The 26802-nt window shown below is 70.6% G+C and carries 24 protein-coding genes; 19 read left to right on the top strand and 5 right to left on the bottom strand.

Translation table 11 applies throughout. The features are described from left to right. Nucleotide 1 precedes the first annotated feature (1 nt). The gene (gap, locus tag ACQ1RG_RS02000; protein WP_009381013.1) at nucleotides 2-997 is read left to right on the top strand and encodes a type I glyceraldehyde-3-phosphate dehydrogenase; all 996 of its coding nucleotides are present in this window, start codon (nucleotides 2-4) and stop codon (nucleotides 995-997) included. Nucleotides 998-1135: 138 nt separating this feature from the next. Here the strand turns inward: gap and ACQ1RG_RS01995 are convergent, their stop codons facing one another. Beyond that, nucleotides 1136-1453, bottom strand: coding sequence for a hypothetical protein (locus tag ACQ1RG_RS01995; protein ID WP_063251021.1), 318 nt, complete (start codon nucleotides 1451-1453; stop codon nucleotides 1136-1138). A gap of 222 nt (nucleotides 1454-1675) precedes the next feature. Here ACQ1RG_RS01995 and ACQ1RG_RS01990 point away from each other — a divergent pair, with 222 nt between their 5' ends. After that, nucleotides 1676-2530: a hypothetical protein gene (locus ACQ1RG_RS01990; protein ID WP_063251022.1), complete on the top strand. Its 855-nt coding sequence runs from the start codon at nucleotides 1676-1678 to the stop codon at nucleotides 2528-2530. A gap of 12 nt (nucleotides 2531-2542) precedes the next feature. Here ACQ1RG_RS01990 and ACQ1RG_RS01985 read toward each other — a convergent pair whose 3' ends face one another. Beyond that, nucleotides 2543-3316: a DedA family protein gene (locus tag ACQ1RG_RS01985; RefSeq protein WP_144588952.1), complete on the bottom strand. Its 774-nt coding sequence runs from the start codon at nucleotides 3314-3316 to the stop codon at nucleotides 2543-2545. A 132-nt stretch (nucleotides 3317-3448) separates the two neighbouring features. Between ACQ1RG_RS01985 and ACQ1RG_RS01980 the strand changes: the two genes are divergently transcribed. The 8 genes from ACQ1RG_RS01980 (at nucleotide 3449) to ACQ1RG_RS01945 (ending at nucleotide 14363) form a co-directional block, all read left to right on the top strand. Further along, a complete protein-coding gene (locus ACQ1RG_RS01980) occupies nucleotides 3449-3883 on the top strand; it encodes a hypothetical protein (RefSeq protein WP_144588954.1) in 435 nt (144 codons plus the stop codon). Beyond that, a complete protein-coding gene (locus ACQ1RG_RS01975; protein ID WP_236586962.1) occupies nucleotides 3813-5366 on the top strand; it encodes a sensor histidine kinase in 1554 nt (517 codons plus the stop codon). Before ACQ1RG_RS01980 ends, ACQ1RG_RS01975 begins: the two co-directional genes overlap by 71 nt. Next, a complete protein-coding gene (locus ACQ1RG_RS01970) occupies nucleotides 5363-6022 on the top strand; it encodes a response regulator transcription factor (protein ID WP_009381006.1) in 660 nt (219 codons plus the stop codon). Before ACQ1RG_RS01975 ends, ACQ1RG_RS01970 begins: the two co-directional genes overlap by 4 nt. A 177-nt stretch (nucleotides 6023-6199) precedes the next feature. Further along, nucleotides 6200-7435 (top strand): glycosyltransferase family protein, encoded by a 1236-nt coding sequence (locus tag ACQ1RG_RS01965; protein WP_144588956.1) that lies wholly within the window; start codon nucleotides 6200-6202, stop codon nucleotides 7433-7435. Next, nucleotides 7425-8714 carry a glycosyltransferase family 4 protein gene (locus ACQ1RG_RS01960; RefSeq protein WP_144588958.1) on the top strand — a complete coding sequence of 430 codons (1290 nt, stop codon included), beginning with the start codon at nucleotides 7425-7427 and terminating at the stop codon, nucleotides 8712-8714. The genes ACQ1RG_RS01965 and ACQ1RG_RS01960 overlap by 11 nt, the downstream gene beginning before the upstream one ends. Further along, entirely contained in the window at nucleotides 8711-9865 is a 1155-nt protein-coding gene (locus ACQ1RG_RS01955; protein ID WP_430600452.1) for a glycosyltransferase family 4 protein, read from the top strand. The genes ACQ1RG_RS01960 and ACQ1RG_RS01955 overlap by 4 nt, the downstream gene beginning before the upstream one ends. Next, entirely contained in the window at nucleotides 9862-11832 is a 1971-nt protein-coding gene (locus tag ACQ1RG_RS01950; protein WP_009381000.1) for an ABC transporter ATP-binding protein, read from the top strand. The genes ACQ1RG_RS01955 and ACQ1RG_RS01950 overlap by 4 nt, the downstream gene beginning before the upstream one ends. Next, nucleotides 11829-14363 (top strand): phosphotransferase, encoded by a 2535-nt coding sequence (locus ACQ1RG_RS01945; RefSeq protein WP_009380998.1) that lies wholly within the window; start codon nucleotides 11829-11831, stop codon nucleotides 14361-14363. Before ACQ1RG_RS01950 ends, ACQ1RG_RS01945 begins: the two co-directional genes overlap by 4 nt. A 21-nt stretch (nucleotides 14364-14384) precedes the next feature. Here the strand turns inward: ACQ1RG_RS01945 and mgrA are convergent, their stop codons facing one another. The 3 genes from mgrA to ACQ1RG_RS01930 form a co-directional block, all read right to left on the bottom strand. Next, complete coding sequence (gene mgrA / locus ACQ1RG_RS01940) at nucleotides 14385-15392, bottom strand: L-glyceraldehyde 3-phosphate reductase (RefSeq protein ID WP_051995654.1); 1008 nt, start codon at nucleotides 15390-15392, stop codon at nucleotides 14385-14387. A gap of 78 nt (nucleotides 15393-15470) precedes the next feature. Next, nucleotides 15471-15788: a 4a-hydroxytetrahydrobiopterin dehydratase gene (locus ACQ1RG_RS01935; RefSeq protein ID WP_009380994.1), complete on the bottom strand. Its 318-nt coding sequence runs from the start codon at nucleotides 15786-15788 to the stop codon at nucleotides 15471-15473. Between the two features lie 179 nt (nucleotides 15789-15967). Further along, entirely contained in the window at nucleotides 15968-16513 is a 546-nt protein-coding gene (locus ACQ1RG_RS01930) for a CGNR zinc finger domain-containing protein (RefSeq protein WP_009380992.1), read from the bottom strand. Between the two features lie 412 nt (nucleotides 16514-16925). Between ACQ1RG_RS01930 and ACQ1RG_RS01925 the strand changes: the two genes are divergently transcribed. The 9 genes from ACQ1RG_RS01925 (at nucleotide 16926) to pfkB (ending at nucleotide 26802) form a co-directional block, all read left to right on the top strand. Further along, entirely contained in the window at nucleotides 16926-17735 is an 810-nt protein-coding gene (locus tag ACQ1RG_RS01925) for a GntR family transcriptional regulator (RefSeq protein ID WP_095376336.1), read from the top strand. Nucleotides 17736-17749: 14 nt separating this feature from the next. After that, nucleotides 17750-18952, top strand: a complete 1203-nt coding sequence (locus ACQ1RG_RS01920) for an anhydro-N-acetylmuramic acid kinase (RefSeq protein WP_232254120.1) — start codon at nucleotides 17750-17752, stop codon at nucleotides 18950-18952. A 43-nt stretch (nucleotides 18953-18995) separates the two neighbouring features. Next, nucleotides 18996-20501, top strand: coding sequence for a sodium:solute symporter (locus ACQ1RG_RS01915; RefSeq protein WP_095376334.1), 1506 nt, complete (start codon nucleotides 18996-18998; stop codon nucleotides 20499-20501). Beyond that, nucleotides 20498-21436 (top strand): N-acetylmuramic acid 6-phosphate etherase, encoded by a 939-nt coding sequence (murQ, locus tag ACQ1RG_RS01910; protein WP_430600450.1) that lies wholly within the window; start codon nucleotides 20498-20500, stop codon nucleotides 21434-21436. The genes ACQ1RG_RS01915 and murQ overlap by 4 nt, the downstream gene beginning before the upstream one ends. Next, the gene (locus ACQ1RG_RS01905; protein WP_430600449.1) at nucleotides 21436-22512 is read left to right on the top strand and encodes an N-acetylglucosamine kinase; all 1077 of its coding nucleotides are present in this window, start codon (nucleotides 21436-21438) and stop codon (nucleotides 22510-22512) included. Before murQ ends, ACQ1RG_RS01905 begins: the two co-directional genes overlap by 1 nt. A gap of 142 nt (nucleotides 22513-22654) precedes the next feature. Next, complete coding sequence (locus ACQ1RG_RS01900; protein ID WP_009380980.1) at nucleotides 22655-24412, top strand: hypothetical protein; 1758 nt, start codon at nucleotides 22655-22657, stop codon at nucleotides 24410-24412. Between the two features lie 199 nt (nucleotides 24413-24611). Continuing rightward, complete coding sequence (locus tag ACQ1RG_RS01895) at nucleotides 24612-24866, top strand: PspC domain-containing protein (protein WP_009380979.1); 255 nt, start codon at nucleotides 24612-24614, stop codon at nucleotides 24864-24866. A gap of 230 nt (nucleotides 24867-25096) precedes the next feature. Then, entirely contained in the window at nucleotides 25097-25858 is a 762-nt protein-coding gene (locus ACQ1RG_RS01890) for a DeoR/GlpR family DNA-binding transcription regulator (RefSeq protein ID WP_009380978.1), read from the top strand. Further along, on the top strand, nucleotides 25855-26802 hold the full coding sequence (gene pfkB, locus ACQ1RG_RS01885) for a 1-phosphofructokinase (RefSeq protein ID WP_009380977.1): 948 nt from the start codon (nucleotides 25855-25857) through the stop codon (nucleotides 26800-26802). The genes ACQ1RG_RS01890 and pfkB overlap by 4 nt, the downstream gene beginning before the upstream one ends.

Below are 26802 nucleotides of genomic sequence, written 5' to 3'. Positions count from 1 at the left end.
ATTGACCCGCATCGCCATCAACGGATTCGGTCGCATCGGTCGCGCCACCCTGCGCGCGCTCAGCGAGCGCAACAGCGAGATCGACGTCGTCGCGATCAACGACCTCGGTGACGTCGAGGAGCTCGCTCGTCTCCTCAAGTTCGACACCACCCTCGGACGCTTCCCCGGAACCGTCGAGGCCACCGGCGACAGCATCGTCGTCAACGGCCACTCGATCCGCGTCTTCGCCGAGAAGGACCCGGCCCAGCTGCCGTGGGGCGACCTCGACATCGACGTCGTCCTCGAGTCCACCGGCCGCTTCACCAAGGCGGACAAGGCCCGCGCACACATCGACGCCGGAGCGAAGAAGGTCCTCGTCAGCGCCCCCTCGAAGGGTGCGGACGTCACCCTGGCCTACGGTGTCAACACCGATGCCTACACCCCCGAGGCGACGATCATCTCCAATGCCTCGTGCACGACGAACGCACTCGCCCCGCTTGCGAAGGTCCTCGACGACCTCGCCGGAATCGAGCACGGCTTCATGACCACCGTCCACGCCTACACCGGCGACCAGAACCTCCAGGACGGCCCGCACAAGGATCCGCGTCGGGCGCGCGCTGCGGCGGCGAACATCATCCCGACCTCGACCGGCGCGGCGAAGGCCATCGGACTCGTGCTTCCGGGCCTCGACGGCAAGCTCAGCGGCGACGCGATGCGCGTGCCGGTTCCGGTCGGCTCGATCGTCGAACTCAACACGACGGTCTCCCGCGACGTCACCCGCGACGAGGTGCTCGCCGCCTACCGCGCGGCCGCCGACGGACCGCTCAACGGCATCCTCGACTACGAAGAGGAGCCCGTGGTCTCCTCCGACATCGTCGGGCAGCCCGCCTCGTCGATCTTCGACGCCGAACTCACCCGCGTCGACGGCCGCAACGTCAAGGTCGTCGCCTGGTACGACAACGAATGGGGCTTCTCCAACCGCGTCGTCGACAACCTCGAACTCATCGGCCGCAGCTGAGACCGGCGGTTGAGTTCAGCGGCGCCTGAGCTCGAATCGCACTGCGGGGCGTCCCTCATCGAGAGGGGCGCCCCGCAGTGCATTCACCGGTCGCAGGCTGCGTGTTCGGGGTGTGCCGAACACGCCGCCTGCGTGGGATCAGACGTCGTCGGCGCCGGTCGTGCCGCCTTCGTTCTCCCAGCGCTCGACGGCGCGGACCTTGAGCCGATTGAATCGCAGGCGCACGCCGTATCCGCCGTCATCGCCGTCGGGGATGAAGTGGGCGCCGTAGTGCTCGAGAGCGTGGACGAGTCGACGCTCCTGTTCCGAGGTGAGGTCGTCGCGGCACTTCTCGTAGTCCTTGAGGTCGGCCTTGTCGATCTCCGCCTGCGCGGCGACATCGGCCGCCGAGACCTGGCAGAGGATCCGTGCCGCGCGGGCCAGGGGCCCGTCGATGATCATCTCTTCGCTGTTCATGGCTCAACACTGCCAGACCGATGATGCACGTGCCAAGACGCGCTGTCAGTTCCCTCTCGGCGACGATTGCGGAACGCCATCGGCGTTTTTCGCCGATCGCCGTTCGAATCCACTCCGATCATCTCATGTCAGTGCCGAGGATTACGCTCGTCGTCACCCTCCCGGCCACCAGGGCCGGGGAACCCGCATCGCGAAGGCGATGCCCGACGAAAGGTCAGACCGATGGAGATCACGACCGACGGAGTCGACCGGCTGGTGCAACGCTGTCGAGAACTCGTCGCAGACGACGAGCGCCCGCACCCGATCAGCCACCCGCAGAGTCTCGCGCTGTGCATCATCGATGCGATCTACGCGACCGGCTCCCACCCCACAGCCGTCGCCAATGTCCTCGACCGATACGTGTCGAGACACGGGTACCGGGACGGGGCGAAAGCGCTGCGGTACTCGATCGCGGCTGCCGGCGGCGCGAAGGCGTGGGCGGAGACCGTCGCATGCAATCGCAAACCCGCCAACACCCATCCCGGCGCCCCACTCAAGGCCGAGGTCGTCGACCGGGCGACCCGGCTCATGGCCGATCTCGACATCGACACCGTGCCCGATCTGCTCTCGGCGATCGGGCCCGACGTCCGCGAGAACCCGGTCGCCGAGGGATGGACGGCGCTGCCGAGTCAGCACTCGGCGGTGACCTACTTCCACCTCCTCTCCCTCGCCGGCTCCGATCATTTCGAGCCCGATCGGGTCGTCCTCCGGTATCTCGGTGAGACCGTCCGCGCCGGCGCCGACGGTGCCGATGGGTCGCGCACGGTGGAAGCCGTTGCCGACGCCGAGGAGGTGGCCGAGCCGATCGGTGACCATGGCGGCGGCGAGGCTGGAGGTGAGAGGGAGGGCAGAGGCGAGACGGAGACGCTGACCCCGGACGCCGCCCGGCGGCTCATCGACATGGCGGCACCCGTCCTCCGCGTCGATGCCGCGGATCTCGCCAGGCTCGTCTGGCAGGCCGCCCATCGCAGGATCATGCCGGCCGGGATCGGCCGTCAGGACGACGAGGAGCCGGTGCTCAGCGCACGAGCCGGCTGATGGCCACCGCTGCTACCCCTGGGCCCTCGCCTTGCGGTTCTCCTTGACGAAGGCGTAGACGAAGATGCCGATGATGAAGGCGAAGGTGATCCACAGGGCGTATTTGTCGATGACTGCAAGGACGTCGACGGCCGCCTGGCCGAGCTGATAGCCGAGCATCGTCCAGATGAGCGTGAAGATGAGGCTGCCGATGAAGTCGGCGATGAGGAAGGTGCGCAGGCGCATGCCCGTCCACCCGGCGACGATGAAGACGAGCGTCTGCGGGATTCCGGGGCAGCGGGCGATGACGGTCATGAGGAAGAGCGCCCAGCTGGGAATGCCCTTGAGCCGCTCGATGCGTTTGAGCTGCCGTTCGTCCTGGGCGAAGAGCCGGAGCACACCGTCGGCCCAGCGTCGGCCGGCGAGCCAGAACGCCCAGTCGAGTTTGACCATGCCGACGAAGCCGGCGACGATGACGAGCCACAGTGGGATCTCCCCGACCCGGGCGTAGGCGCCGGCGGCGACGATGGCGGTCTTCGCCCCGTTGATGAATTCCTGGAGCACCGGGGCGTTGACGAGCATCCACGGGCGCAGAGGCAGAAGCGCGAGGTAGATGATCGGGACGCCGATGATGACGAAGAGGAGCAGCTTGTCGAGCGGTGCCGCCTTCCCCTGCCAGGGCTTGAGGGCTGCCCACGGGTTCTCCTTCGCTGCCGCGGCGGTCGACTCGCCGTTCGCGGCGGGGGCATCGTCGTCGGGGAGGGAGTCGTCGCGGCGGACGTGTTCGTCGTCGGGGCGGCGTTCCACGCTGATGGGATCTCCTGCGGCTGCGTCGGCGGTGGGCGTTCACAGTATCGCATGCCTGCGTGGACGCCGCTTAAGAAGACTCTCATCGCCGATCGCTCGACATCGACCGCGGCCTTGGGCAGGGTGGAAGATGTGGGACGACAGTCGAAAGTGATCAGCGCGGTGGTGACCGGGCTGGTCGTCATTCTCGCGGCACTGGCCTTCGTCCTCGTCCGCGGAACGTCCCACCCCGAACGCCCGGACCTCAGCCCGGTCAAGGTCACCCCCACTGCCACGGTCACGGACGGAACCGGCGATCAGGACGGAACGGGGTCCGCGCAGGGTTCCGGCGACCCCGACGGCAGCGGTGGTGATTCGAGCGGTTCTCGGGACGGGGGGCAGACGCCTGGCGGCAGCGGATCGGGGGGCGACGCCTCGGCGAAGGGACGGGGCGAACTCCAGCACTCCTACGAACCGGCACCGAACCCGCCCCGGGAGGTGCCCTCCGACGGCGACGATGACGGCGCCGGCGACGACGGCGACGATGATGACGACGACGATGACGGCGGTGACGATGACGACGACTGATCGTCGCATCCGGCTCACCGTCGAGAACCGTCTGACGATCGCGGTCACCCTCCTCTCCGTGCTCGCTCTGACGATCGTCGGCCTCGTCCTCTACTCGGTGGAGTCGAACAACGTCTCCAACCGCCTGTCCGCGTCGATGTCACAGGAGATCGCCGAGATGCGCGCCTTCGCGCAGACCGGCGTCGACCCCGAGACCGGCCAGCCCTTCACCTCGGTCGACCAGATGCTCGGGCAGTTCCTCGCCCAGAACCAGCCTGACGCCCACGAAGCGCTCTTCGCGTTCCTCAGCGACGGGCGCGTCCTCTACCAGGGAGAACCGAACACCCTCATCCGCGGCTCGCGCTCGCTCGAAGACGCCGTCGAAGCCGAATCCGACCAGGGAGGTGAGTTCTCGCTGCGGATCGACGGCAACGAGTACATCGGCTACGTGCTTCCCGTCTCCGCCATCACCTCGGCGCCTGGGGATGCCACCTCAGCGTCGCCGACCCCGCTGGAGCAGCAGGCGGACCGGGGCAGTGACCGAGGCGGGGAGCCGGGAGAGGAGGACGCGCGCGGTGCCTTCGTCGTCGTCACCAACGCATCGGACAGCCGGGCCGACCTCACTCAGGTCATGCAGCTCTACGTCGTCGTCGCCCTGCTCGCGACCCTCATCATCTCCGGCATCTCCTCCGTGCTCGCCCGTCGTCTGCTCTCCCCGGTCACCGAACTGCGACAGACCGCCCAGTCGATCTCCGCCGGTGATCTCAGCAGCCGGATCGAGACCCGCGGCAGCGACGACATCGCCGAACTCGGCCGCACCTTCAACGCGATGCTCGACCGGCTCGAATCCTCGTTCGCGACGCAGCGGCAGTTCCTCGACGACGTCGGCCATGAGCTGCGCACGCCGCTGACCATCCTCAGCGGCCACCTCGAGACGATGAACGCCGCCGACATCGACGACGTCGACGAGACCCGGGCGCTCCTCCTCGACGAGACAGACCGGATGACCCGCCTCGTCGAAGAGCTCCTCGTCCTCGCCCGCTCCCGTCGCCCCGACTTCGTGTGCCCCGGCAGCGTCGACATCCCGGCCCTGCTCCACCATGTCCTCGCGAAGGCGACGGGGCTGGCGTCGCGGGACTGGCAGGTCGACGTCCCCGAGTCGTTCGTCCTGCGCGCCGACCGCCAACGCCTCACCCAGGCGCTGCTCCAGCTCGCCGCGAACGCCGTCAACCACACCGAGGAGGGCGGGACGATCACCTTCGGTGCCACCGAGGATGCGACCCACGTCCACCTGTGGGTGCGCGACGACGGCCCAGGAGTCCCGCCGGAGATCGCGACCGACATCTTCGACCGCTTCACCCGCGGATCCACCGAGGGCAGCGGCTTCGGACTCGGACTCTCGATCGTCGGTGCCATCGCCGAAGCCCACGGCGGCACCATCGTCCTCGACCCGACCGAGGTCGGTGCCCAGTTCCGCATGATCCTGCCGAAAGGACACCAGTGAAGAGCATTCTCGTAGTCGAGGACGAGGACCGGATCTCGTCCTTCATCGCCAAGGGCCTCGGGGCCGCCGGGTTTACCACGGAGATCGCCGCTGACGGCATCACCGGCCGCGATCTCGCGATCACCGGTGACTTCGACCTCCTCGTCCTCGACATCGGCCTGCCCGGCCTCGACGGCTTCAGCGTCCTCGAACAGCTGCGCGAACAGCGGCCCTCCCTGCCCGTGCTCGTCCTCACCGCCCGCGACAACGCCGAGGACACGATCTACGCCCTCGAGTCCGGCGCCGTGGACTACATGATCAAGCCCTTCCGCTTCGGTGAGCTGCTCGCGCGGATCCGGCTGCGGCTCAAGGAGACCGTCCAGGAGTCTCCGACGACGGAGCTCACCCGCGGCGACGTGCGCATCGACCTGCTCGGACGTCAGGTCTGGGTCAATGAGCGTATCGTCGACCTCTCGGCGCGCGAGCTCTCCCTCGCCGAGATCCTGCTGAGGAACCGCGGCAGTGTGCTCTCCCGCGAACAGCTGCTCTCCCATGTCTGGGGTTTCGACTTCGACCCCGGATCCAACGTCGTCGACGTCTACGTCGGCTACCTCCGCCGCAAACTCGGCAGCGACTTCGTCACGACCGTCCGCGGATTCGGTTACCGCGTCGACTGAGCACGACCTGGCGCGCCGACTGTGCGGGCCCCGACAGCCGACCGCCCGCCGCCGACGGCAACCCGCGCGCAGCCGGGGTCGAACACGAACAAGCGATCCTGTCGGGTCGGGCGCACATGAGAGTTCTCTCATCCCCGTCTTACCTGGGGCTTAATCTTCGCGGCCAAGCTGAGTGGTATGACAGAGAATCTGAGTATCGCGCTCTTCTCCCACGACTCCCTGGGGCTGGGCCACATCCGCCGCAACCGGGCGCTCGCCTTCGCTCTCGCCGCGCAGTTGCCCGAACTCACCGGTCGACCGGTGAGCGGCCTCCTCATCGCCGGCAGCCCCGAAGCCGCCCGCTTCGACCTGCCGACCGGATGGGATTGGATGATCCTGCCAGGAGTCACCCCCGCGAACGGCGGATATGCTCCCCGCGCGCTCGCCTCGACGATGGAGGGACTGCGCAGCCTGCGATCCGCAGCGATCACCGCCGTCCTCGACCAGCAGCAGCCCGACCTCTTCATCGTCGACCGGCATCCCTTCGGCATCGACGGCGAACTCGCCGAGGCGCTCGACCGCTGCCGCGTCCACGGGACCCGCACGGTCCTCGGGCTCCGGGAGGTCCTCGACGACCCGTCGGTCATCGCCGGCGAGTGGGACCGTGTGGGCGGCCCCGACGCCGTGGCCCGAGCGTTCGACGAGGTGTGGGTCTACGGCGATCCCGAGGTCTACGACCCCCGCGCCACCGGCGAAGTGCCGGCCGAACTGGCTCGCCTCACCCGAATGACCGGATACCTCTCACTGGCCCGCCGCGAACCCTCGACGCCCGTCCCCGCGGCCGATCCCGCACTCACGGATGCCGCACCCTTCGTCCTCACCTGCCTCGGCGGGGGCTCCGACGGTGCCGCCCTCGCCGAGCGTGCGATCCTCGCCGCCCCACCCGTAGGCCACCGCCACCTCGTCGTCGTCGGCCCGCAGATGGCGACCGCCGAGGTCGACCGCCTCACCGCCCTCGCCCCCGCCGGCACCTCCGTGGTCCGGCACAGCCCGGACATGCCCGGCCTCATCGCCCGCGCCGAGGCTCTTGTGTGCATGGGCGGATACAACACGATGGCCGAGGTCATGACGACCCGGACCCCTGTCCTCGTCATCCCGCGCGTCGGACACCGCCAGGAGCAGCCGCGGCGCGCCGCGGCCCTGACCGCCGCCGGTGCCCTTGACTCCGCACCCCTGACCGAGACGACCCCGGAGTTCCTCCGCGACTGGTTCGGCTCCCGGGCCGGGTCCGAGGTCTCCCGCGATCACATCGACCGCGACGGCCTGCGCCGGGTCCCTGCCCTCGCCGCCGAGCTCCTCTCGACCGCAGGCACCCTCCCGTTCGCTCCCGCCCACCCGACCACCCTCACCGAGGAGGCCCGCTGTGCCGTCTGAGATCGTCCCCAGCCAGGTCCCGCCTCGGCGGGCCTATGTCCTCAAGATGTATCCCCGGTTCTCCGAGACCTTCATCGTCTCCGAGATCCTCGCCCGCGAGGCGGCGGGGGAGGACATCGTCATCTTCTCCCTGCGCCCGTGCACCGACGCTCGGTTCCACCCGGAGCTCGCCCGGGTCCAGGCCCCGGTCATCCACGTCCCCCGCCCCTCGAGCGCCCACGGATTCTGGCAGCTGTGGCAGGAGGCGGCAGCGGACCCGGTGCTCGCTGACGGGACGGCCGAGAACCTCGGCGACCTCGTCGGACTCGACCACGACGACGCCGCGCAGTCGCTGGCCGTCGCCCGGCTCGCCCGCGAGCACGGCATCACCCACCTCCACGCGCACTTCGCCTCGGTGGCGACGACCGTGGCCCGCGCCGCATCCCTGCTCACGGGGATCCCGTACTCGTTCACCACGCACGCGAAGGACATCTTCCACGACAGCGTCGTCACCGCCGACCTCGCCCGGAAGACCGCTGACGCCGACCACGTCGTCGCGATCAGCGACTTCAACCGGGACTATCTGCGCCGGCGCCTCGGACCGGTCCTCGCCGAGCGGATCCACGTCGTGCGCAACGGACTCGAACTCGACCGCTTCCCCTACCGTCCGGGGCGCCCCGCAGGCGGGGTCGCGCGACTGCTCGCCGTCGGCCGCCTCGTCGAGAAGAAGGGTTTCACCCACCTCCTCCCCGCCCTCGCACTCCTCCGGAAGTCCGGGCGGGACGTTCGACTCGACCTCGTCGGCACCGGCCCGCTCGAGGCGGAGCTGCACGAGCAGATCACCGAGCTCGGCCTCGCCGACATCGTGACGATGCACGGGGCACTGACCCAGCGGGAGGTCACAGCGATGATCGATGACCACACCGCCCTCGTCGCGCCGTTCGTCCCCGGCTCCGACGGCAACGTCGACGGTCTGCCCACCGTCCTCCTCGAGGGCATGGCCGCGGGCATCCCCTGCGTGGCCGGCAGCGTCACCGCCGTGCCCGAGATCGTCATCGACGGGCGGACCGGCTGGCTCGTCGACGGCACCGACCCGGATGCCATCGCCTCCGCCGTCGCCGAGGTGATCGGCCTGACCGCCCATGATCCGCAGTCCCTGCGCCGGATCACCGATGCCGCGCGCGACCGCGTCGCCGACCTTCACGACTCCCGGCGGCAGGCCCGGGCGCTCGCGGATCTCATCGACCGGCCCGCTGACGATGTCGACCAGCCGCTCGAGGAACTCGAGGTCGCCTCATGAGAATCGCCTACGTCCTCCTCGACCCCGGCATCGGGATCTTCGGCACCAAGGGTGCCAGCGTCCACGCCCAAGAGGTCATCCGCAGCTTCCGCGCGCTCGGCCACGAGGTCACTGTGTTCTCCACCCGCACCGATGACGCGGTGCCCGCCGACCTCGCCGACCTCGACGTCGTCCGCCTCGAGCTGCCCGCAGGGCTCGAGCGCGGCAGCCGGGAGATCGCCCTCCTGCGGGTCTCCGACCTCCTCGCCGACCTCGTGGCCGGCGAGTACACAGGCATCGACGTCGTCTACGAGCGGTACTCCCTCTTCTCGACGGCCGGAGCGAGGATCAGCGAGCGCCTCGGCGTGCCCCTCCTCCTCGAGGTCAACGCCCCGCTCATCGACGAACAGCGCACGCACCGCGGACTCGTCCACGACGACCACGCCGCGAGAGCCACGGCCGTGAGCTTCGGACAGGCGACCCGGCTCGTCTGTGTCAGCGACGCCGTCGCCGAGTGGGTCCACCGCGACTACCCGGGCCTCGACGATGTCGCCGTCGTGCCCAACGGAGTCAACACCGACCGGATCGTCCCCGGCGCGGACCCCGCCGATGCGGCGGCACCCGGTGCCCCCGTGCACATCGGGTTCGTCGGCACCCTCAAACCGTGGCACGGCACCGACCGCCTGCTGCGCGCGTGCGCCGGGCTGCGCGGGTCCTTCCACCTCGACATCGTCGGCCACGGCCCCGAAGCCGAGGCGCTGGTCCGCCTCGCCGACGACCTCGACCTGGGGGAGCGGGTGACCTTCCACGGGGCCGTCGCCCCGGCCGACGTCCCGGCCCATCTGCGCGGATTCGACATCGCGACCGCCCCGTACCCGGGCGGGCCGAACTACTTCTCCCCGCTCAAGGTCTACGAGTACATGGCCGCGGGCCTGCCCACCGTCGCCTCGGCGGTCGGGGCCCTGCCCGACCTCATCGCCGGCACCGGGACCGGGATCCTCGTCCCGCCCGACGACCTCGCCGCCCTCACCGAGGCGCTCCAGTCGCTCATCGACGACCCTGCCCTGCGCACCCGCATGGGTGAGGCCGCCCGCGCCGAGGCGCTGGCCCGGCATTCGTGGACGAGCCGATGCCGCGACATCCTCGACCCCGTCCTCCTGGAGACCGCATGACGACGAGCCCCACCCGCCCCACCCCGAGCGCCCTGCGACGGACGCTGCGGATCATCACCCCGCACCTCGGCGGCCACACGTGGCTGATCATCGCAGGCCTCCTCGCCCTGCTCGCCGACGTCGTCTTCCGCATCCTCGAACCGTGGCCGATCAAGATCGCCGTCGACGCCGTCACCGCGGCCCTCGGGGCGAACATCGACGCGAGCTTCGACCTCGGGACGGGGGTCGCGACGACGCTCGCAGCCGCGGCGATAGGCCTCGCCGTCATCGTCGCCGGACGGGCAGTGACCAACTACGCCTCGACGATCTGCTTCGCCCTCGTCGGCGCGCGGGTCGCCACCCAGCTGCGCACCCGGGTCTTCGACCACATCCAGGCGCTGTCGCTGAAGTACCATTCGCGCGCCTCGATCGGCGACACCTCGCAGCGGCTCGTCGGTGACATCGGCCGCCTCCAGGAGGTCGCCGTCACCGCGGGCCTGCCCCTGCTCGGCAACATCATCACGCTCGCCGTGCTCCTCGTCGTCATGGTCGTCCTCGACCCCGTGCTCAGCGCGATCGTCCTCGCCACAGCCGTCGTCTACGGTGTGCTCTCCCGGGTCTCGACCCCGAAGATCACGACCGCCTCCCGCTCGACCCGCAAGGGGGAGGGCCGCCTCGTCGGGTCCGCCGCCGAGGCGCTCGGGGCGATCCGCGTCGTCCAGGCCTACGGACTCGAACGCACCGTCGCCGCCGACTTCGCCGACGGCAACGAACGGGCCCTGCGGGCCGGGGTGCGTGCCCGCCGCCTCGCCGCCGGCCTCGAACGCTCGACCGATGTCCTCGTCGGCATCTCCCAGGCCCTCGTCCTCGCCTTCGGCAGCTACCAGGTGCTCCGCGGGGCGATGACCCCCGGCGACCTCGTCCTCTTCCTCCTCTACCTCAAGATCGCGATGAAGCCGCTGCGGGACATGGCGAAGTACACCGGACGCATCGCCCGCGCCACCGCCTCGGGGGAGCGGATCGCCGACCTCCTCGACGAACCGATCGAGATCGCCGACGAGCCCGGAGCGGTGGCGATGGGACCGGTGAGCGGCGACGTCGTCTTCGACGGCATCCGCTCCCGCGACGGGCACGGCCGGCCGCTCTTCGACGGTCTCGACCTCCTCATCCCCGCCGGTCAGAGGATCGGGATCCTCGGTGCCTCGGGGGCAGGCAAATCGACCCTGACGAGCTACCTGCTCCGCCTCGCCCAACCCGAGGAGGGACGCATCTACCTCGACGGCTACGACACCGGCAACGTCACCCGCGCCTCCCTGCGCGGCAGCGTCTCCGTCCTCCTCCAGGAGTCCGTCCTCTTTGCGGCGACCGTGCGGGAGAACATCCGGTACGGCCGCCTCGACGCCACCGACGCCGAGGTGGAGGCCGCCGCCCGCGCCGCCCGTGCCGACGAGTTCATCCGTGCCCTTCCCGAGGGCTACGACACCGTGCTCGGCAACCGCGGGGATACGCTCTCCGGCGGGCAGAGGCAGCGTCTGGCGATCGCCAGGGCCCTCGTCCGCTCCGCCCCGGTCGTCGTCTTCGACGAGGCGAGCACCGGGCTCGACCCGCGCACCCGAGCGCAGGTCACCGAGTCCCTGTGGGCGCTCACCGAAGGCCGCACCGGGATCGTCATCACCCACGACGTCGCCATGGTCAGAGGCCTTGACCGGGTCGTGTGGCTCGAGGACGGGCGAATCGTCGAAGACGGCTCTCCCCAGGATCTCGCAGCCGACCCGACGAGCCGCGTCGCCCAGTGGATGCGCGATCAGGCCGAGGACGCCGAGAGCGGCGGGGTGTCGCAGGAGCCCGTCGCCGAGGCGGCCCCCGTCGCTGAGGCGGCCCCCGTCGACGCAGCTGCCGACGACGCAGCTGCCGACGGCGCAGCTGCCGACGGCGCGGCTGCAGACGGCGCGTCCCGCACCGCCGTGGGAATGGGAGCCGCCCGATGACGGCAGTCGAGTCGACCGTGACCATTGCGACAGCTCCGACGGCGAACGGTTCTGCCGCCGGAACGACCCCCGACTTCGGCGTGCCCTTCCTCGCCGACCTCCGATCGCCCGACGTCCTGAGCGCGCACCTCGGCTTCCCCGTCGAACCCGTGCGGATCCGGATCAAACCCGGCCGCAGCGCGATCGTCGCCTGGCGGCGGCCAGGGGTCGACCACCTCGGAGGGTGGGGGTGGACCGCGGTGATGACCGATCCCGACAAACTCGCCAACCTCCGTCGGCGTGCGGCGCGGGTGGGGGAGACCGTGCTCGACCACGCGGTGAGCGACACCGGGTTCGTCCTGCTCAGCGGGGGAGTGCGCGCCGATCCGAAGCTCGCCCGGCCCCTCGTCGAGGCTGCGACGACCCTCGACCTCGACGCGTGCACGGTCGTCGGCTGCAACCCCGGCCGCCGGGTGCTGCTGCGCGCTCCCGACCGCGGTGCCGAGTTCGTTCGGATCGGCACCGGCTCCCTCTCTGCCATAGTCGCCGCATCCGAGCAGTGGCTGAGATGGGGCCTGCCGACCCTTCCCGTCCACCGCCTCGGCGAGCAGGAGAGCGCCGTGCGCACGCCCTGGTGGGGCAGTGGGGACCTCAACGGGAATCCGGATCCCACCCTCGCCGAGGCGGTCGGAGAGTCGATCGCCCGCCTCCATGCGCACGGTGCCGGGGAGGTCTCCCTGGCCGAGCGCGGTGCCGAGCCGCTCGCGATGCTCGCCGACGCCGAGCGTGCATTGTCGCGTCTCCTCGGCGAGGACGGACGAGTCGCCGAGCTGACGCGTCGGATCGGCGCGCGGCTCGAGTCCGCGGGAGTCCTCCGAGGCAATCGGGCGATCCACGGCGATCTCAGCCCTGACCAGGTGCTCGTCGGCGACGGCGACCTGCGGATCATCGACCTCGACCGGGCCGGGGTCGGATCGACCGGGATGGACCTCGGCCGGTGGACCGCCGCGTGTCGGCTTCGCGAGGACGAACACGGCCCGGGCCTCGAAGAGGGCTTCCTCCGCGGGTACGACCGCGCCGACGGCAGTGCGGTGGGCGCCGAGTCAGCCGGGGTCGCGGGTACGACCGCTGCCGGGGCACTCGAGGCATGGACGGCCTGGGCACTGCTCGTCACCGCGATCGAACCGTGGCGATCGTGCCGCGCCGACTGGCGGGAGCACACCGACCGGCACCTCGTGCTAGCAGAGAAGGCACTCGGCTCAGGATCCGGTCGCAGCGGTCGCCGGTCCACTTTCGCTGACGCTGACGCCGAGGCCGACGGTGCCGCCGACGCCGGCACCGACTCCGGCTCCGACTCCGGCTGCGGCGCGGACTCCGGCTGCGGCGCGGACGCCGACTCCGGCACCAGCGCGGGCACCGACGCCGACGATGCCGCCGACGCCGACTCCGGCCCCAGTGCGGGCGGCCCGATCCCGTCGACAGTGCGCATCGACGGTGCCGAGGCGCGGGTGCGGCGGGCGTGGCCGGCGAAGAAGGGGAGGATCGCCTTCGAAGCGATCGTCGATGGTGGGCTGCGCGCGGGATACCTCGACGGGGTCTCACCCCCAGGGGTGCACCAGGCGACCGTGCTCCCTGCAGGGGCGGACCCCGAGCTGCCGGGACTCGAACGCGTCCTCGAAGAGGGTGCGGCTCGGCTCGTCTCACACCGGCCCGGCCGCCGCGCCGTCGTCGCCCTCGGCGACGGCACCTTCGCCAAGTGCGTGCGCGCCGGCAGGGCTGCGGCCATCCTCGCCGGTCAGGACCGCGCCGCCGCCTTCGCCGCAGGGTTCACCCTCCCCACGGTCCTCGACGCCGACGACTCGACCGTGCGCCTGTCTCGAGTCCCAGGAGTCGACCTCCATGATCCCGCCGGGCTCGGGGAGGACTGGGCGCGCGCCTGGACGGCCTGCCTCGACGCGTGGGTTCGGGCCGGCAGTGCGCCCGACGGCGGCTCCTTCGCCCCGGATGCTCCAGAGCACACCGCGGCGGACGAAGCCCGCGTGCTCGAGGACTGGCGCGATCGGGCCGACGACCACCTCGGCGCTCGCACGGCCGGACTCGATCCGCTCCTCGCCGCGGTCACCGGCGAGCTGCGCGCGAACGCCGGGACCGTTTCCGCCTCAGCGGGTGACCACGTCTCCTCTGTGTTCGGCGGTCGCGGGCCCGGGACTTGGGGTCCTCTCCACCGCGACCTCCACGACAAGCAGCTGATGTGGGACGCCGAGGCGGGACCGGGACTGCTCGACGTCGACACGGCGTGCGCGGGGGAGCGGGAACTCGACCTCGGCAATCTCCGTGCGCACGCCCGCTGGCGGCGCGAGCAGGGGATCTGGACTCAGCACCAGACCGACGTCGTGCTCACGGCGATCGCGGACGCCGCCTCGGCGGGCGGGTGCGACCTGGCGCGGGTGCGGCTCTACGAGCGCTCGGCCCTGCTCCGACTCGTCTGCGTCTACGCGTTCCGACCGCAGTGGTCGGGCCGGACGGGAGCGCTCCTCGACGCGGCGGACTGATCGGACGGGGACGGCCCAGGCTCAGCTCTGCGTGCTCCGACGGGCGTCTCCCCAGATGTCGACACCCGAATCGACGGCGAAGTCGTCGATCGCGGAGAGCTCGTCATCGGTGAACGGCGCGGAGTCGAGGGCGGCGACGTTGTTCACGAGCTGGTCGACGCGGCTCGCGCCGATGACGAGAGAGGAGACCCTGGGATCGCGCAGCGCCCAGGCGAGCGCCATCTGGGCGAGTGACTGACCACGGGCGGCGGCGATCTCACCGAGTCCGCGGATCCGGGCGAGGTTGTCCTCGGAGAGGAACCCGTCCTTGAACGACGGAGTGTCCTTGCCGGCCCGCGAGTCCTCGGGCACTCCGCCGAGGTATCTGTCCGTGAGCAGGCCCTGGGCGAGCGGGGAGAACGCGATGACGCCGAGCCCATGCTCGGTGGTGGTGTCGAGGAGACCGTCGTCCTCGATCCAGCGGTTGAGCATCGAGTACGAGGGCTGGTGGATGAGCAGCGGGGTGCCGAGGTCGTCGGCGATCTGAGCGGCGCGGGCGGTGTCGGCCGCCGAATACGAGGAGATGCCGGCGTAGAGGGCGCGCCCCGAGCGCACGGCGGTGTCGAGCGCGCCGATGGTCTCCTCGAGCGGAGTCGAGGCGTCCGGGCGGTGGGAGTAGAAGATGTCGACGTAGTCGAGGCCGAGGCGGGCGAGCGACGCGTCGAGGCTCGAGAGCAGGTACTTCCGGCTGCCGCCGGGTCCGCCGTAGGGGCCGGGGTGCATGGCCCAGCCGGCCTTCGTCGAGATGATGAGCTCATCGCGGTAGGGGCCGAGGTCCTCGCGCAGCTGCCGGCCGAAGTTGATCTCGGCCGATCCGGCTGGCGGGCCGTAGTTGTTCGCGAGGTCGAAGTGGGTGATGCCAAGGTCGAAGGCGCGGCGGACCAAGTCGCGCTGGGTCTGGAAGGCGACATCGTCGCCGAAGTTGTGCCACATGCCCAGCGACAGTGCCGGCAGGACGAGACCGGATCGGCCCACCCTGCGGTAGGTCATCGAGTCGTAGCGGTTCTCGGTAGCGGCGTACACGGAGTCTCCCCTCAGCAGGCGAACGGTGGCTTCGTTCAGCTTAGGTCACTGCGGCTGATCAGCCGTGATGCCTGCCTCCGCGGCGAAGTTGCTGATCCGTGCGGCGAGCTTGAGGTCGCGGTCGGTCGCGGCACCGGTGTCGTGGCTCGTCAGGGTGATCTCGACGCTCGGGTAGGTGAGCGTGATGTCCGGGTGGTGGTTGGCCGCTTCGGCGGCGGCACCGACCCGGTTGACGAACTCGAGTCCGGTGGCGAAGTCTCCCGTGGCGTAGGTGGCGACGATCGTGTCGTCGGCGCTGTGCCAGTCGCTCAGCCCCGCGGCCTCGAGGGCGTCGGTGAGTGTCTCTCCGGTGTATTCAGTCATGTCACCATGCTAGGAACTGGCGTCTCCCACGGGAACCCCTCGCGACGAATGCGTGCGCTCAGCCGCGCGGTTCGCATCCGCATCCCGGCCATCCGCGCGGTTGCGATCCATATGCTGCGGATCGATCCATGCCACGCGGATCGGAACCGAGCGGTTGCCGACCCGCCGCAACCCCGCCCTCAGCCTGACGGACGGGTGCTTTTCGCGCGATGGCGGCGCACGGCATCGCGATTGGCGCACCGGACCGAGCAGTACCGTTGACGGCCGCCGCGCGTGACGTCGACGACGACGTTCGCACACGGGTCGCCCGGAGACAGCCCCGCCGCACACCTGCCGAGACGGTGCATGCCGCGCGTCGTGAGGTGGAGGGCGGTGCCGACGCAGATGACGGCCCGCAGCACGTGGGCCAGCGACTGATCGGCATCACGGTAGTGCAGGTGCCAGCCCTCGTCGTCATGGTCGACGAGCCGCGGGAATGCCGCCGCGCTCGCCATGATCGCGTTGAGCAGCTCCGCGCGGGCTTCCGGGCTCTCGGCATCGACGACCCTCAGCCATTCGTCGATGACGGCGCGAGTGTCGCCGAGGTCGGTCGGTGTCGGCGTGAATCCCATCGTCATCCCGAATTCCCGAGTCCGTGCTTCGATTCCGGCGCGGTCGCCTGGCCAGTCGTTGGCCAGCGAGGCTGCGAGGAGAACGGCGTACTCACCGTAAGGGTTGAGTTGCATAGGACCATTACACCAGGCTGGAGTCATGGAAGCCAGGACAGAGCAGACGACCACACGGAACCCGTCCCCGAACGGAGACGCCGACGCTTGCGAACACGGCTGGCTGACGGAGTCATGCCATCGGGTCTCGACGGGGACGGTCGCCTACGTCCGGTGTGCACGCTGCGGTCGCCGGCGGGTCGACCACCTCGGCGAGGATGCCCGCGTCCCGACCGCCCTCTCGCGCCCGGTCGGGTGACCGCGCGGTTCTCATCCGCATCCCGGCCATCCGCGCGGTTTCGATCCACACGCTGCGGATCGATCCATGCCATGCGGATCGGAAACGAGCGGTTGCCGACCCGACCGCAACCCCACCTGCAAGAATTAGACCAGTGGTCTTGAAATCGGATGTGAGCTGTGCCTCAATGGGGAGGTGACGAAATTCCATTCGATCCGCGACCAGCTCCTCGATCGCCTCGAGGGCATGGCCGCCGGGGAGCAGTTCCCGCCCGAGCGCCAGCTCGCCGAGCAGCTCGGGATCTCCCGGATGACCCTGCGTCGGGCGATCGACGAACTCGTCGCCCAGGGCGTCGTGCGCCGGCGCCACGGCGCGGGGGTCTTCGCCCTCGGCCCGAAGTTCGACCAGCCGCTGGCCGCGAGTTCGTTCACCGAGGACATGCTCGCCCGCGGGCTCACTCCCGGCTCGCACGTCCTCGGCTTCGTCCGCGGCCCGGCCGGGGCGCACATCGCCCGGAAGCTCCACCTCGGCGAGGACGACGAGGTCGTGACGATCCTCCGCCTCCGCCTCGCCGACGCGGAGCCGATCGCCCTCGAGGAGCTCCACATCCCCGCCGCCCGCGTCCCCGGCCTCACCGCCGACGACCTCGAGGACAGCTCGTTCTACGAGCTGCTGGGCACCCGCTTCGGCATCGAGCTCGCCCACAGCGTGCAGACGATCGAACCGACCCTCCTCGACGCCGACGAGTCCGCCCACCTCGCGGCTCCACCGCAGGCTCCGGCGCTCCTCTTCGAGCGGATCTCGCGCAGCGCCGACGACGTTCCCTTCGAGGTCGTCCGTTCGGTCTACCGCGGTGACCGCTACAAGGTCCGCACCGAACTCACCGTCCCCGTCCGACCGGCCAGCCCCGAAGGTCGCCCCGCAGCCCGCCCCGCAACGCCCGCCGAGGCCCGCGCCGCAGCCCGCCCCGCAACCCCCACCCCTGCAAGCGGTGACCGGGCATGATCATCGCCGGGTTGATGACGGGAACCTCGGCCGACGCCCTCGACGTCGCCCTCGCCGAGTTCGTCCACGACCCGTCCGCGGACGAGCTCGGGGTGCGCCTCCTCGCCGGCGAGGAGATGCCCTTCGACCCTGCCCTGCGCACCGACATCCTCCGCCTCCTCGAACCCGTCGAGCTGCCGCTCTCCCTCGTCAGCGACGTCGACGGTCGCCTCGGCCGCTTCAGCGCCGAGGCGCTCGCCCAGGTGTGTGCGAACGTCGGGGCCGTCCCCGACCTCGTCGTCTCCCACGGCCAGACCGTGCGCCACGACATCGCCGAGGCGCGGGTGACCTCGACCCTCCAACTCGGCCAGCCCGCGTGGATCGCCGAGACCCTCGGCGTCCCCGTCCTCTCCGACGTCCGCTCCCGCGACATCGCCGCCGGCGGGCAGGGAGCCCCGCTCGTCGGGATCCTCGACGCCATGCTGCTCACCGATGCGGATACCCCGACCGCGCTGCTCAACCTCGGCGGGATCGCCAACGTCACCGTCATCGCCCCGGACCAAGACCCGTTCGCCTTCGACACGGGTCCCGCGAACGCCCTCATCGACGTCCTCGCCCGCCGGATCACCTACGGTGCGCAGTCCTGCGACGTCGACGGGGAGCTCGCCGCCCGCGGAAGGGTCGACGCGGCACTGCTGAGCGACCTCCTCGGCGAACCCTATTACCGGCTGCCCGCCCCGAAGTCGACGGGCAAGGAGCACTTCCATGCCGCTTACCTCGACCGATACCTCGCCGACCATCCTCGGCTGAGCGAAGTCGACGCGATCGCCACGGTCACCGCGCTCACCGCCCGCACGATCGCCGAGGCGGTCCGTCCCCACGGCGTCACCGCGGTCATCGCCTCCGGGGGTGGGACCCGGAACCCGACGCTCATGCGTGCCCTGCGCGCCGAGCTCGGAGAGACGGTCACCCTCGAGACGACGGACGCGGCCCTCGGCCTGCCCGAGGGGTCGAAGGAGGCCGTGCTCATGGCGCTCATCGGCTGGCTGAGCTGGCACGGCCTGCCCTCGACCGAGCCGAGCCTCACGGGCGCCGCCCGCCCGACCATCGCCGGACGGCTGAGCCCGGGGTGGAGGCCCCTGCGGCTGCCCGCGCCCCTGGAGCGCCGGCCCCGCCGGCTGCGAATCCTCGGCGGGCCGCCGCACGACCCGCCCTCGCCCGACGCGAACCCCACCTGAGCCGACCCCCACCGACGCGAATCCCACCGAAGGAGCACCGACCATGCAGATCATCGACCTCCTGGTGATCGTCGCCTACCTCGTCGCCACCGCCTGGCTCGGCCTCAAGCTGAGCGGGAAGCAGAGCGGACTGAGGGACTACTTCCTCGGCGGACGGGATCTGCCCTGGTGGGCGGTGTGCCTGTCCGTCGTCGCGACCGAGACGAGCGCACTCACCGTCATCGGTATCCCCGTGATGAGCTACCTCGGCGACATCTCCTACCTTCAGCTCGCGCTCGGCTACATCGTCGGGCGCATCATCGTCGCCTTCCTCATGCTTCCCCGCTACTACGACGGCGAGATGATCACCGCCTATGCCTACCTCGGCAAGCGCTTCGGCCAGTCGACGCAGACCACGGCGGGCATCACCTTCCTCTTCACCCGCCTGCTCGCCGACGGCATCCGCGTCCTCGCCGCAGCGATCCCGCTCAAGGTCATCCTCGACGGCCTCGGCGTCCACACGTCCTACTTCGTCATCATCGTCGTCCTCGCGCTCGTGACGATCGTCTACACGTTCATCGGCGGGATCAAGGCCGTCGTCTGGGTCGACGTCGCCCAGATGGTCCTCTACGTCCTCGGCGGGGTCCTCGCGATCGTCGTCATCACCGCGAGCGTCGGCGGAGGATGGCTCGCCGAGGCGGCCGCCGCCGGAAAGCTGCAGATGTTCGTCTTCGAGGGCAACCCGATCAACGCGGCCGGATCGTTCATCCCCTCGTTCGTCGGCGGCGCCGTGTTCGCGATGGCCTCCCACGGTTCCGACCAGATCATCGTCCAGCGGCTCCTGTCGTGCCGGACGAAGGCCGACGCGCAGAAGGCGCTCATCGTCTCCGGCTTCGTCGTCTTCGTCCAGTTCGCGATCTTCCTCGCCGTCGGACTCGCCCTGTGGGCCTACTACGACCAGGCCCTGCCTGCCGACCTCGGGCTCACCCGCGACGACGAGATCTTCCCCCTCTTCATCATCGAGGGCCTCCCGCCGGGGATCTCCGGCCTCCTTCTCGCGGGCATCCTCGCCGCCGCGATGTCGACCCTGTCGTCCTCGCTCTCGGCCCTGTCGTCCTCGACCGTCACCGACGTCTGGGCCCGGTTCAGGCGGACCCCGCTCACCGACGCAGAGGGCCTCAGGGTCGGCCGCTGGGCGACGATCGCATGGGGGATCGCGTTCATCCTCCCGGCCACGGTCTTCGAATCCGACTCCGGCAACATCGTCATCCTCGCCCTCGGCATCGCCGGCATCACCTACGGCGGCCTCCTCGGCGCGTTCGTCTTCGGGATGGTCAACAAGCGCGCGACCGCCGTCGATGCGAACATCGCCTTCGTCCTCGCCATCGCCGTCAACGCGTACTTCTTCATCATGGAGAAGTACGTCACCGGTGAGATCTGGGTGGCCTGGCAGTGGTACCCGCTCCTCGGCGTCATCGTCATGGTCGTCGTCGGCGGGCTGCTCTCCCTGCGCCACCCGTCTCCCCCTGCCCGCACCCCCGCCGAGGTGGAAGGAAGCCTCCGTCCATGACCGATCAGTCCCAGCCCGCACCGTCAGCCGACGCCCGGCCGCGGCTGTCCCCGACAGAACAGCGCAACTCCCGCAGTGCGGGCCTCGACGACCTCGATGCCCTCGGCGTCCTCCGCCTCCTCAACACCGAGGACCGGGTCGTCATCGACGCCGTCGCAGCCGCCCTGCCGCAGCTCGCGGCCCTCGTCGACACGGCCGCCGAGCGGATGCGCGCGGGCGGAACCGTCCACTACTTCGGGGCGGGGACCTCGGGTCGGCTCGGGGTGCTCGACGCGAGCGAGCTCATGCCGACGTTCAACCTCGAACCCGGCCGCGTCGTCGGACACATCGCCGGAGGAGAGCCCGCCCTCGTCAACGCCGTCGAGAACGCTGAGGACTCCCTGACCGACGGAGGCACCGCGGGTGCCGCGCTGGGGGAGCGGGACGTCGCGATCGGGATCGCGGCAAGCGGGTCGACTCCCTATGTCCGCGGCGCCCTCGAGGCCGCCCGGGCGAACGGCGCGCACACCGTGCTCATCTCGAACAACCCGCACGCCCCTGTCGCCGAGGCGGCCGCCGCCCACATCGTCCTCGACACCGGCCCCGAGGTCGTCACCGGGTCGACCCGGCTCAAGGCCGGCACCGCGCAGAAGCTCGCTCTCAACGGGTTCTCCACCGCCCTCATGGTCGCCCTCGGCCGCACGTGGGAGAACCTCATGGTCTCCGTCGTCGCGACGAACGCGAAGCTGCGCGACCGCACCGTGCGCATCCTCACCGACGCCGCCGACCTCGACGAGGCAGCGGCCCGCGACCTCCTCGCCCGATGCGGCGATGACCTCAAGACGGCGTTGGTCGTCTCCTTCGCCGAGGTGACTCCCGCCGTGGCCGCCGAGCTGCTGAGCACCCATGACGGTTCGGTGCGGGCGGCGATCGCCGCGGCCGGCGGCACCGCCTGATGCGCGACTGTCAGGCCGCCGAACTCGTCCTCGGCATCGACGTCGGCGGCACCGGCTCCCGCGTCGCGCTGGCGGCGGCCGCAGACCGGGACGCGGACCCCGCCGCATCCCCGGAGAGCGCCGACGATCCGGCGGCGCACCCGGCGGACGCGGACACGACACGCTCCGACCGCCTCGGCGAACACACCGTCCTGGGCACCCTCACCGGGCCCCGCGTCGAGATCGGACCCGAGGGCAGCAGCGCTCCCATCGTCATCCGGCGGCTCGTCTCCGCGGCACGGCAGGCGTGGCCGGAGCAGTTCCCACGCGTCGTCGGCATCGGGATCGGGGCGACCGGGATCGCCTCCCTCACCGATGATCCCGCGGTGCTCGCGCAGGTCATCGCCGCCGAAGCGGACGCCCCGACCGCGGTGACGATCGATGCCGTCACCGCCCACCTCGGCGCGCTGCGGGGACAGGGCGGGGCGATCGCGGTGCTCGGTACGGGCGCGATCGCCATCGCCCACCCCGGCGCCGACGACCACGGCGTGCTCACTGCCCAGTGGTCGCGGGTCGACGGCTGGGGGCACCTCTTCGGCGACCGCGGGGGCGGGGCGTGGCTGGGACGGCTCGCCCTCGAGGCGGCCCTGCGTGCCCACGACAAGGTTGACGTCCGCGGTGCCGCACTGCTCGCGGCGGCCACCGGTCGGTTCGGGCAGCCGAGCTCGTGGCCGGCGACGTTCTACACGCGCAGCGACCGGGCGGGCCTCCTCGCCGAGTTCGCCGCCGACGTCGCGACTCTGGCCCGCCTCGACGATCCCGTCGCGGTCGACCTCCTCGCCGAGGCGGGACGGGAGGCCGCCCGCAGCGCCGTCGCCGCGGCGACCGCGGCCGGGGCGCAGCGGGTCGCGGTGACCGGTGGGCTCACCCAGGCAGGGGAGGCGCTGCTCGAGGCCTTCCGCGCCGAAGCGCAGCATCGGCGCCCCGACGCCGCCGTCGTCGAAGCGGCGGGCAGTCCCCTCGACGGTGCGCTCGTCCTCGCCGACCATGTCGCCGCCGGCCGGGTGCGAGCCCAGGCCGAAGTGCTCTGGGTGTGAGGACCCCCGAGGTGGTTCCGGAATCAGCGGGGAGGAGCCGAGGTCGCATGCCCTGACAACCGGGCTTGCCGTCTCCAAGTGTTCACCTGGCCTGCACCTGCGGATCAACCCCAGGTCAGAATCCCCCCGCAGGATCAACACTGTGAGAATCAGTGGTGAACCGACCTCCGGGATCGACCGCCTCATGCGCGGCACCGATCTCCCCGTCAGGCCCAGTCTTCCCTCCGCTCTCGTCCGGACCCCTCGGACCCGGACCTCCGCCTCGGCGGACATCGAACTGCCGACCGGTGAGCGCACCCGGGCGTACCGCTTCTTCGAGGCGCTGCCGGCGCTCATCAGCTATACGGCGATCGCGCTCGTCTTCGTCCTCCCGTTCCTCGACGCGATGCTCGGCGCGGTCTACGTCCTCACCATCGTCGGCCTCACCTTCGTCCGGGCGATGCGCGGGGCCGTCGACGTCGCCCGCGGGTTCGCCCGCTACCGGCGGGCCGCCCGCGTCGATTGGAGGGCCAGGCTCGTCGACCTCGAGCGGGCGATGGACGGGCGTGCGCCCCTCCCGGTCCCACTCGGCGGGTTCCGTGCCGCCGACCACCTCGCCGAGGTCACTCGGGTGCGTGCGGATCCCGCTTCGGTAATGCGCCCCTCCACGCTCATCCATGCCGTCGTCGTGGCCGCCTACAACGAACCCTTCGAGGTCATCGCCGGAACGATCCGGGCCCTCCTGCACACGTCGACCTCGCCAGGACAGATCGTCGTCTTCTTCGCCTACGAGGAGCGCGGGGGCCCGGCGATGGCGGAGACCGCCCGCCGCCTCGCCGCGGTCTACGGTGACCGGTTCCGGGCGTTCGAACTCGTCCCCCATCCCGCGGGCGTGCCCGGGGAGATCGCAGGCAAGGGCGCGAACATCACGCACGCGGGGCGGGCGCTCGCCGCCTGGGTGCGGGAGGAGGCCATCGACCCGGAGCGGGTCATCGTCACCACTCTCGACTGCGACAACATCCCGCACGAGTCGTACTTCGACTGCGTCGCCTACGAGTATGCGATCGCGCCGGACCGGGCCAGGGTCTCGTTCCAGCCGATCAGCCTCTACATCACGAACATCTGGGATGCGCCCGCGCCGTCGCGGGTGGTCGCGAGCGCGAACTGCTTCTGGAATCTCACGACGACGGTGCGGCTCTTCGCGCTGCGCAACTTCGCCTCGCACTCCCAGCCGCTGTCGGCGCTCATCGACATGGGGTTCTGGTCGACGCGGACGATCGTCGAGGACGGCCACCAGTACTGGCGCAGCTGGTTCCACTTCGACGGCGACTATCGGGTCGTGCCCGTCCACGTCCCGATCTACCAGGACGCCGTGCTCGCCGGCAGCTTCGCGCAGACGATGGTCGCACAGTTCAAGCAGCTCAGCCGCTGGTCGTACGGTGCGAGCGACGTCCCCTACGTCGGGGTGAGGGTGTTCGCCGGGGACGCCAGATCCCCGTTCTGGCCCGGATTCCTCCGCTTCCTCTCTCTGCTCGAAGGCCACGTCAGCCTCGCGACGATCTCGGTGATCATCGCCGTCGGAGGGTGGATCCCCTTCGTCGTCGCCACCCAGACCGGTCAGGCGACCGAGTTCATCGAGCGGATGCCGATGACCGTCGGTCTCGTCCAACAGCTGGGAATGATCGGGCTCATCGTCTCCGTCGTCGTCTTCCGTGCCCTGCTGCCCCCGCGCCCGGTCCACGTGCCGCCGCTGCGGAGCGTGACGATGTGGCTGCAGTGGCTGCTCTACCCGCTCACCCTTCTCGTCTTCAACTCCGGCACCGCGCTCTATTCACAGTGGTGCCTGCTCACCGGCCGGTACCGGGAGCGCTTCGACGTCACCGAGAAGGTCTCCGGAGCTGAGCTGCGCCGGACCGCGTAGTCCGGGTGTGGGGGACTCCTCGCCGAGGCGGGGGCCGGGTCCCGATGCCGATATCCCGAAGCCGGCATCCCGGTGGCGGCATCCCGGTGCCGGCCCCCGCCGTCACCCTCCCGGTGCTTCGCAGATTATGGGTTTCCTCAGTCGAGTCTCAGGTCTTCACCCCTGTGGGGCGGCGTGAGCGCGGCGTAGTGTCGAAGACATGAACGCGATATTCGACTCCATCCGCAAGATCGGCTTCCGCCGCGGACCCGACCGGATCGTCGGCGGCATCGCCGGGGGACTGGCGAAGGTCACGCGGCTCAACGTCTGGCTCGTGAGGATCCTCGTCCTCCTCTCCTTCCTCCTTCCCGTCGTCGGCCTCGGCGCCTACGCCGTCGTCTGGGCGATCACCCCGTGGCAGGACGGGAGCATCCCGCTCCAGCGTGCCCTCGGCGGCAGTCAGCTCGAACGGTAGGCCCGCCTCTGAGAAGCCCACGACTCGCGTGACTGCGACCGGCAGTTCCGGTCACGCGATGAGGCCCCGCGTTCCCTTGTCAGGGAGGGAACGCGGGGCCTCCTGATGTCCGCGCCCGAGCGGCACACTTCGTCGGCATTGTCCCTGCTCAGCACATCTGCGTGACACATTCCCAAAAACAGATGTTGGTTTTGCTGTGTTTATGCCCGAATGTGTGAGATTATGAATCCGTGTACGCCGCCGAACGCCAACAGACCATCCTCGCCGCCGCCCGGTCGGCCGGCCGAGTCGAGGTCACCGCCCTCGCTGATCAGCTCAATGTGACAGCCGAGACGATCCGGCGGGACCTCACGGTCCTCGAGCGGCGCGGACTGCTCAAGCGCATGCACGGGGGAGCGATCCCGGCCGAGGCCCTCTCTCTCGAACCGGCGCTCGAGGAGCGCATCGGCCACCGCGCCGCGGAGAAGCGGCGCCTCGCACTGCGCGCCCTCGAGGAGATCCCCGACGGCGGCAGCGTCCTCCTCGACGCGGGCACGAGCACTCTTGCGATCGCCCAGGCCCTTCCCGACGAACTGGCCCTCACCGTCGTCGCCAACAGCCCGATGATCTGCGCGGCCCTCGCGGCGAAACCGGGGATCACACTCCTCCAGCTCGGCGGTCGGGTGCGCGAGCTCACCGGTGCCGCAGTCGGACGGTGGACCACCGAGGCGCTGTCCGAGCTCACCATCGATGTCGGGTTCATCGGCACCAACGGGTTCGACGTCGACCGCGGTCTCACCACGCCTGACGAGTCCGAGGCCGCAACGAAGCGGGCCATGGTCGACGCTTGCCGTTCGTCGATCCTTGTCGCGGACTCGAGCAAAGCCGCGCAGGTCCACCTCCATCGCTTCGCAGGCATCGACGCCGTCGACCTCATCATCACGGACACCGACCTCGGCGACCAGAGCGCTGAAGAGCTGCGCGCCGCGGGACCGGAGGTCGTGACCGTATGATCGTCACCCTCACGCCGAACCCCAGTGTCGACCGTGCCGTCACCGTCGACGCGCTGCGCCGCGGCCATGTCCTGCGGGCGCACGCCTCTCGTGTCGACCCGGGCGGCAAAGGCGTCAACGTCGGTCGGGCGCTGTCCGCGATGGGTGCTGACCCTCTCGTCATCGTGCCCTCGGGCGGTCCCGAAGGCGCACTGTTCGAGACGCTGCTCGCCGAGGACGGCACCCCCACGAGGGTCGTCCCCATCGCCGAGAGCATGCGGATGAACATCAGCGTCCTCGAGCCCGGCGGGACGACGACGAAGCTCAACGAAGCCGGCCCCGCACTCACCGCCGCCGACGTCGACAGTCTGCTCGAGACCACGCTCGAGCACGCCGCCCCCGGTGTCTGGATCGCCGGCTGCGGCAGCCTCCCGCCCGGAGCACCCGCCGACCTCTACGCCGCGCTCGTGCGCGAGGCCCAGGCTCGCGGGGCCAGGGTGGCCGTCGATACCTCCGGGGCGCCCTTCGCGGCGGCCGTCGCCGCCGCACCGACGCTCATCAAGCCCAACCGCATCGAGCTCGCCGAACTCTGCGGCCGCTCCCTTGACACCCTCGGAGCTGTCATCGACACGGCGCGGGAGCTCGTGGCAGCGGGCGTCGAGAACGTCGCCGTCAGCCTCGGCCGCGACGGTGCGGTCCTCGTCACCGCCGAGGAGGCCCTCCACGCGACAGCGGTCATCACCGACCCTGTCTCCACCGTCGGAGCCGGCGACTGTATGCTCGCCGGCCTGCTGCTCGGACTCGACCAGGGTGCCGGTGCCGCGAGCGCTCTCAGCCAGGGAGTGGTGTGGGGTGCGGCCGCCGTGCGGCTCGAAGGCACCGCCGTGCCCACCCCTGCCCACCTCGTCGACATCCCGCTGTCGATCACCCGCGAGCCCGAGCTCGCCCTGCCACTGGACGACTGA

This window comes from Brevibacterium sp. K72 (genome assembly GCF_050562175.1).
Classification (GTDB): Bacteria; Actinomycetota; Actinomycetes; order Actinomycetales; family Brevibacteriaceae; genus Brevibacterium; species Brevibacterium casei.
The sequence above is the reverse complement of the archived record's forward strand: the minus strand, read 5'-3'. Positions and strand labels throughout refer to the sequence as shown.

Bases quoted from the DNA above. Each gene is read 5' to 3' on its own strand.
- ACQ1RG_RS01915 (WP_095376334.1), top strand. From the start codon at position 18,996: ATGCAGATCATCGACCTCCTGGTGATCGTCGCCTACCTCGTCGCCACC.
- ACQ1RG_RS01965 (WP_144588956.1), top strand. From the start codon at position 6,200: ATGACAGAGAATCTGAGTATCGCGCTCTTCTCCCACGACTCCCTGGGG.
- murQ (WP_430600450.1), top strand. From the start codon at position 20,498: ATGACCGATCAGTCCCAGCCCGCACCGTCAGCCGACGCCCGGCCGCGG.
- pfkB (WP_009380977.1), top strand. From the start codon at position 25,855: ATGATCGTCACCCTCACGCCGAACCCCAGTGTCGACCGTGCCGTCACC.
- ACQ1RG_RS01955 (WP_430600452.1), top strand. From the start codon at position 8,711: ATGAGAATCGCCTACGTCCTCCTCGACCCCGGCATCGGGATCTTCGGC.
- ACQ1RG_RS01935 (WP_009380994.1), bottom strand. From the start codon at position 15,788: ATGACTGAATACACCGGAGAGACACTCACCGACGCCCTCGAGGCCGCG.
- ACQ1RG_RS01990 (WP_063251022.1), top strand. From the start codon at position 1,676: ATGGAGATCACGACCGACGGAGTCGACCGGCTGGTGCAACGCTGTCGA.
- ACQ1RG_RS01945 (WP_009380998.1), top strand. From the start codon at position 11,829: ATGACGGCAGTCGAGTCGACCGTGACCATTGCGACAGCTCCGACGGCG.
- ACQ1RG_RS01895 (WP_009380979.1), top strand. From the start codon at position 24,612: ATGAACGCGATATTCGACTCCATCCGCAAGATCGGCTTCCGCCGCGGA.
- mgrA (WP_051995654.1), bottom strand. From the start codon at position 15,392: ATGACCTACCGCAGGGTGGGCCGATCCGGTCTCGTCCTGCCGGCACTG.
- ACQ1RG_RS01930 (WP_009380992.1), bottom strand. From the start codon at position 16,513: ATGCAACTCAACCCTTACGGTGAGTACGCCGTTCTCCTCGCAGCCTCG.
- ACQ1RG_RS01905 (WP_430600449.1), top strand. From the start codon at position 21,436: ATGCGCGACTGTCAGGCCGCCGAACTCGTCCTCGGCATCGACGTCGGC.
- ACQ1RG_RS01950 (WP_009381000.1), top strand. From the start codon at position 9,862: ATGACGACGAGCCCCACCCGCCCCACCCCGAGCGCCCTGCGACGGACG.
- ACQ1RG_RS01920 (WP_232254120.1), top strand. From the start codon at position 17,750: ATGACGGGAACCTCGGCCGACGCCCTCGACGTCGCCCTCGCCGAGTTC.
- ACQ1RG_RS01975 (WP_236586962.1), top strand. From the start codon at position 3,813: ATGACGGCGCCGGCGACGACGGCGACGATGATGACGACGACGATGACG.
- ACQ1RG_RS01995 (WP_063251021.1), bottom strand. From the start codon at position 1,453: ATGAACAGCGAAGAGATGATCATCGACGGGCCCCTGGCCCGCGCGGCA.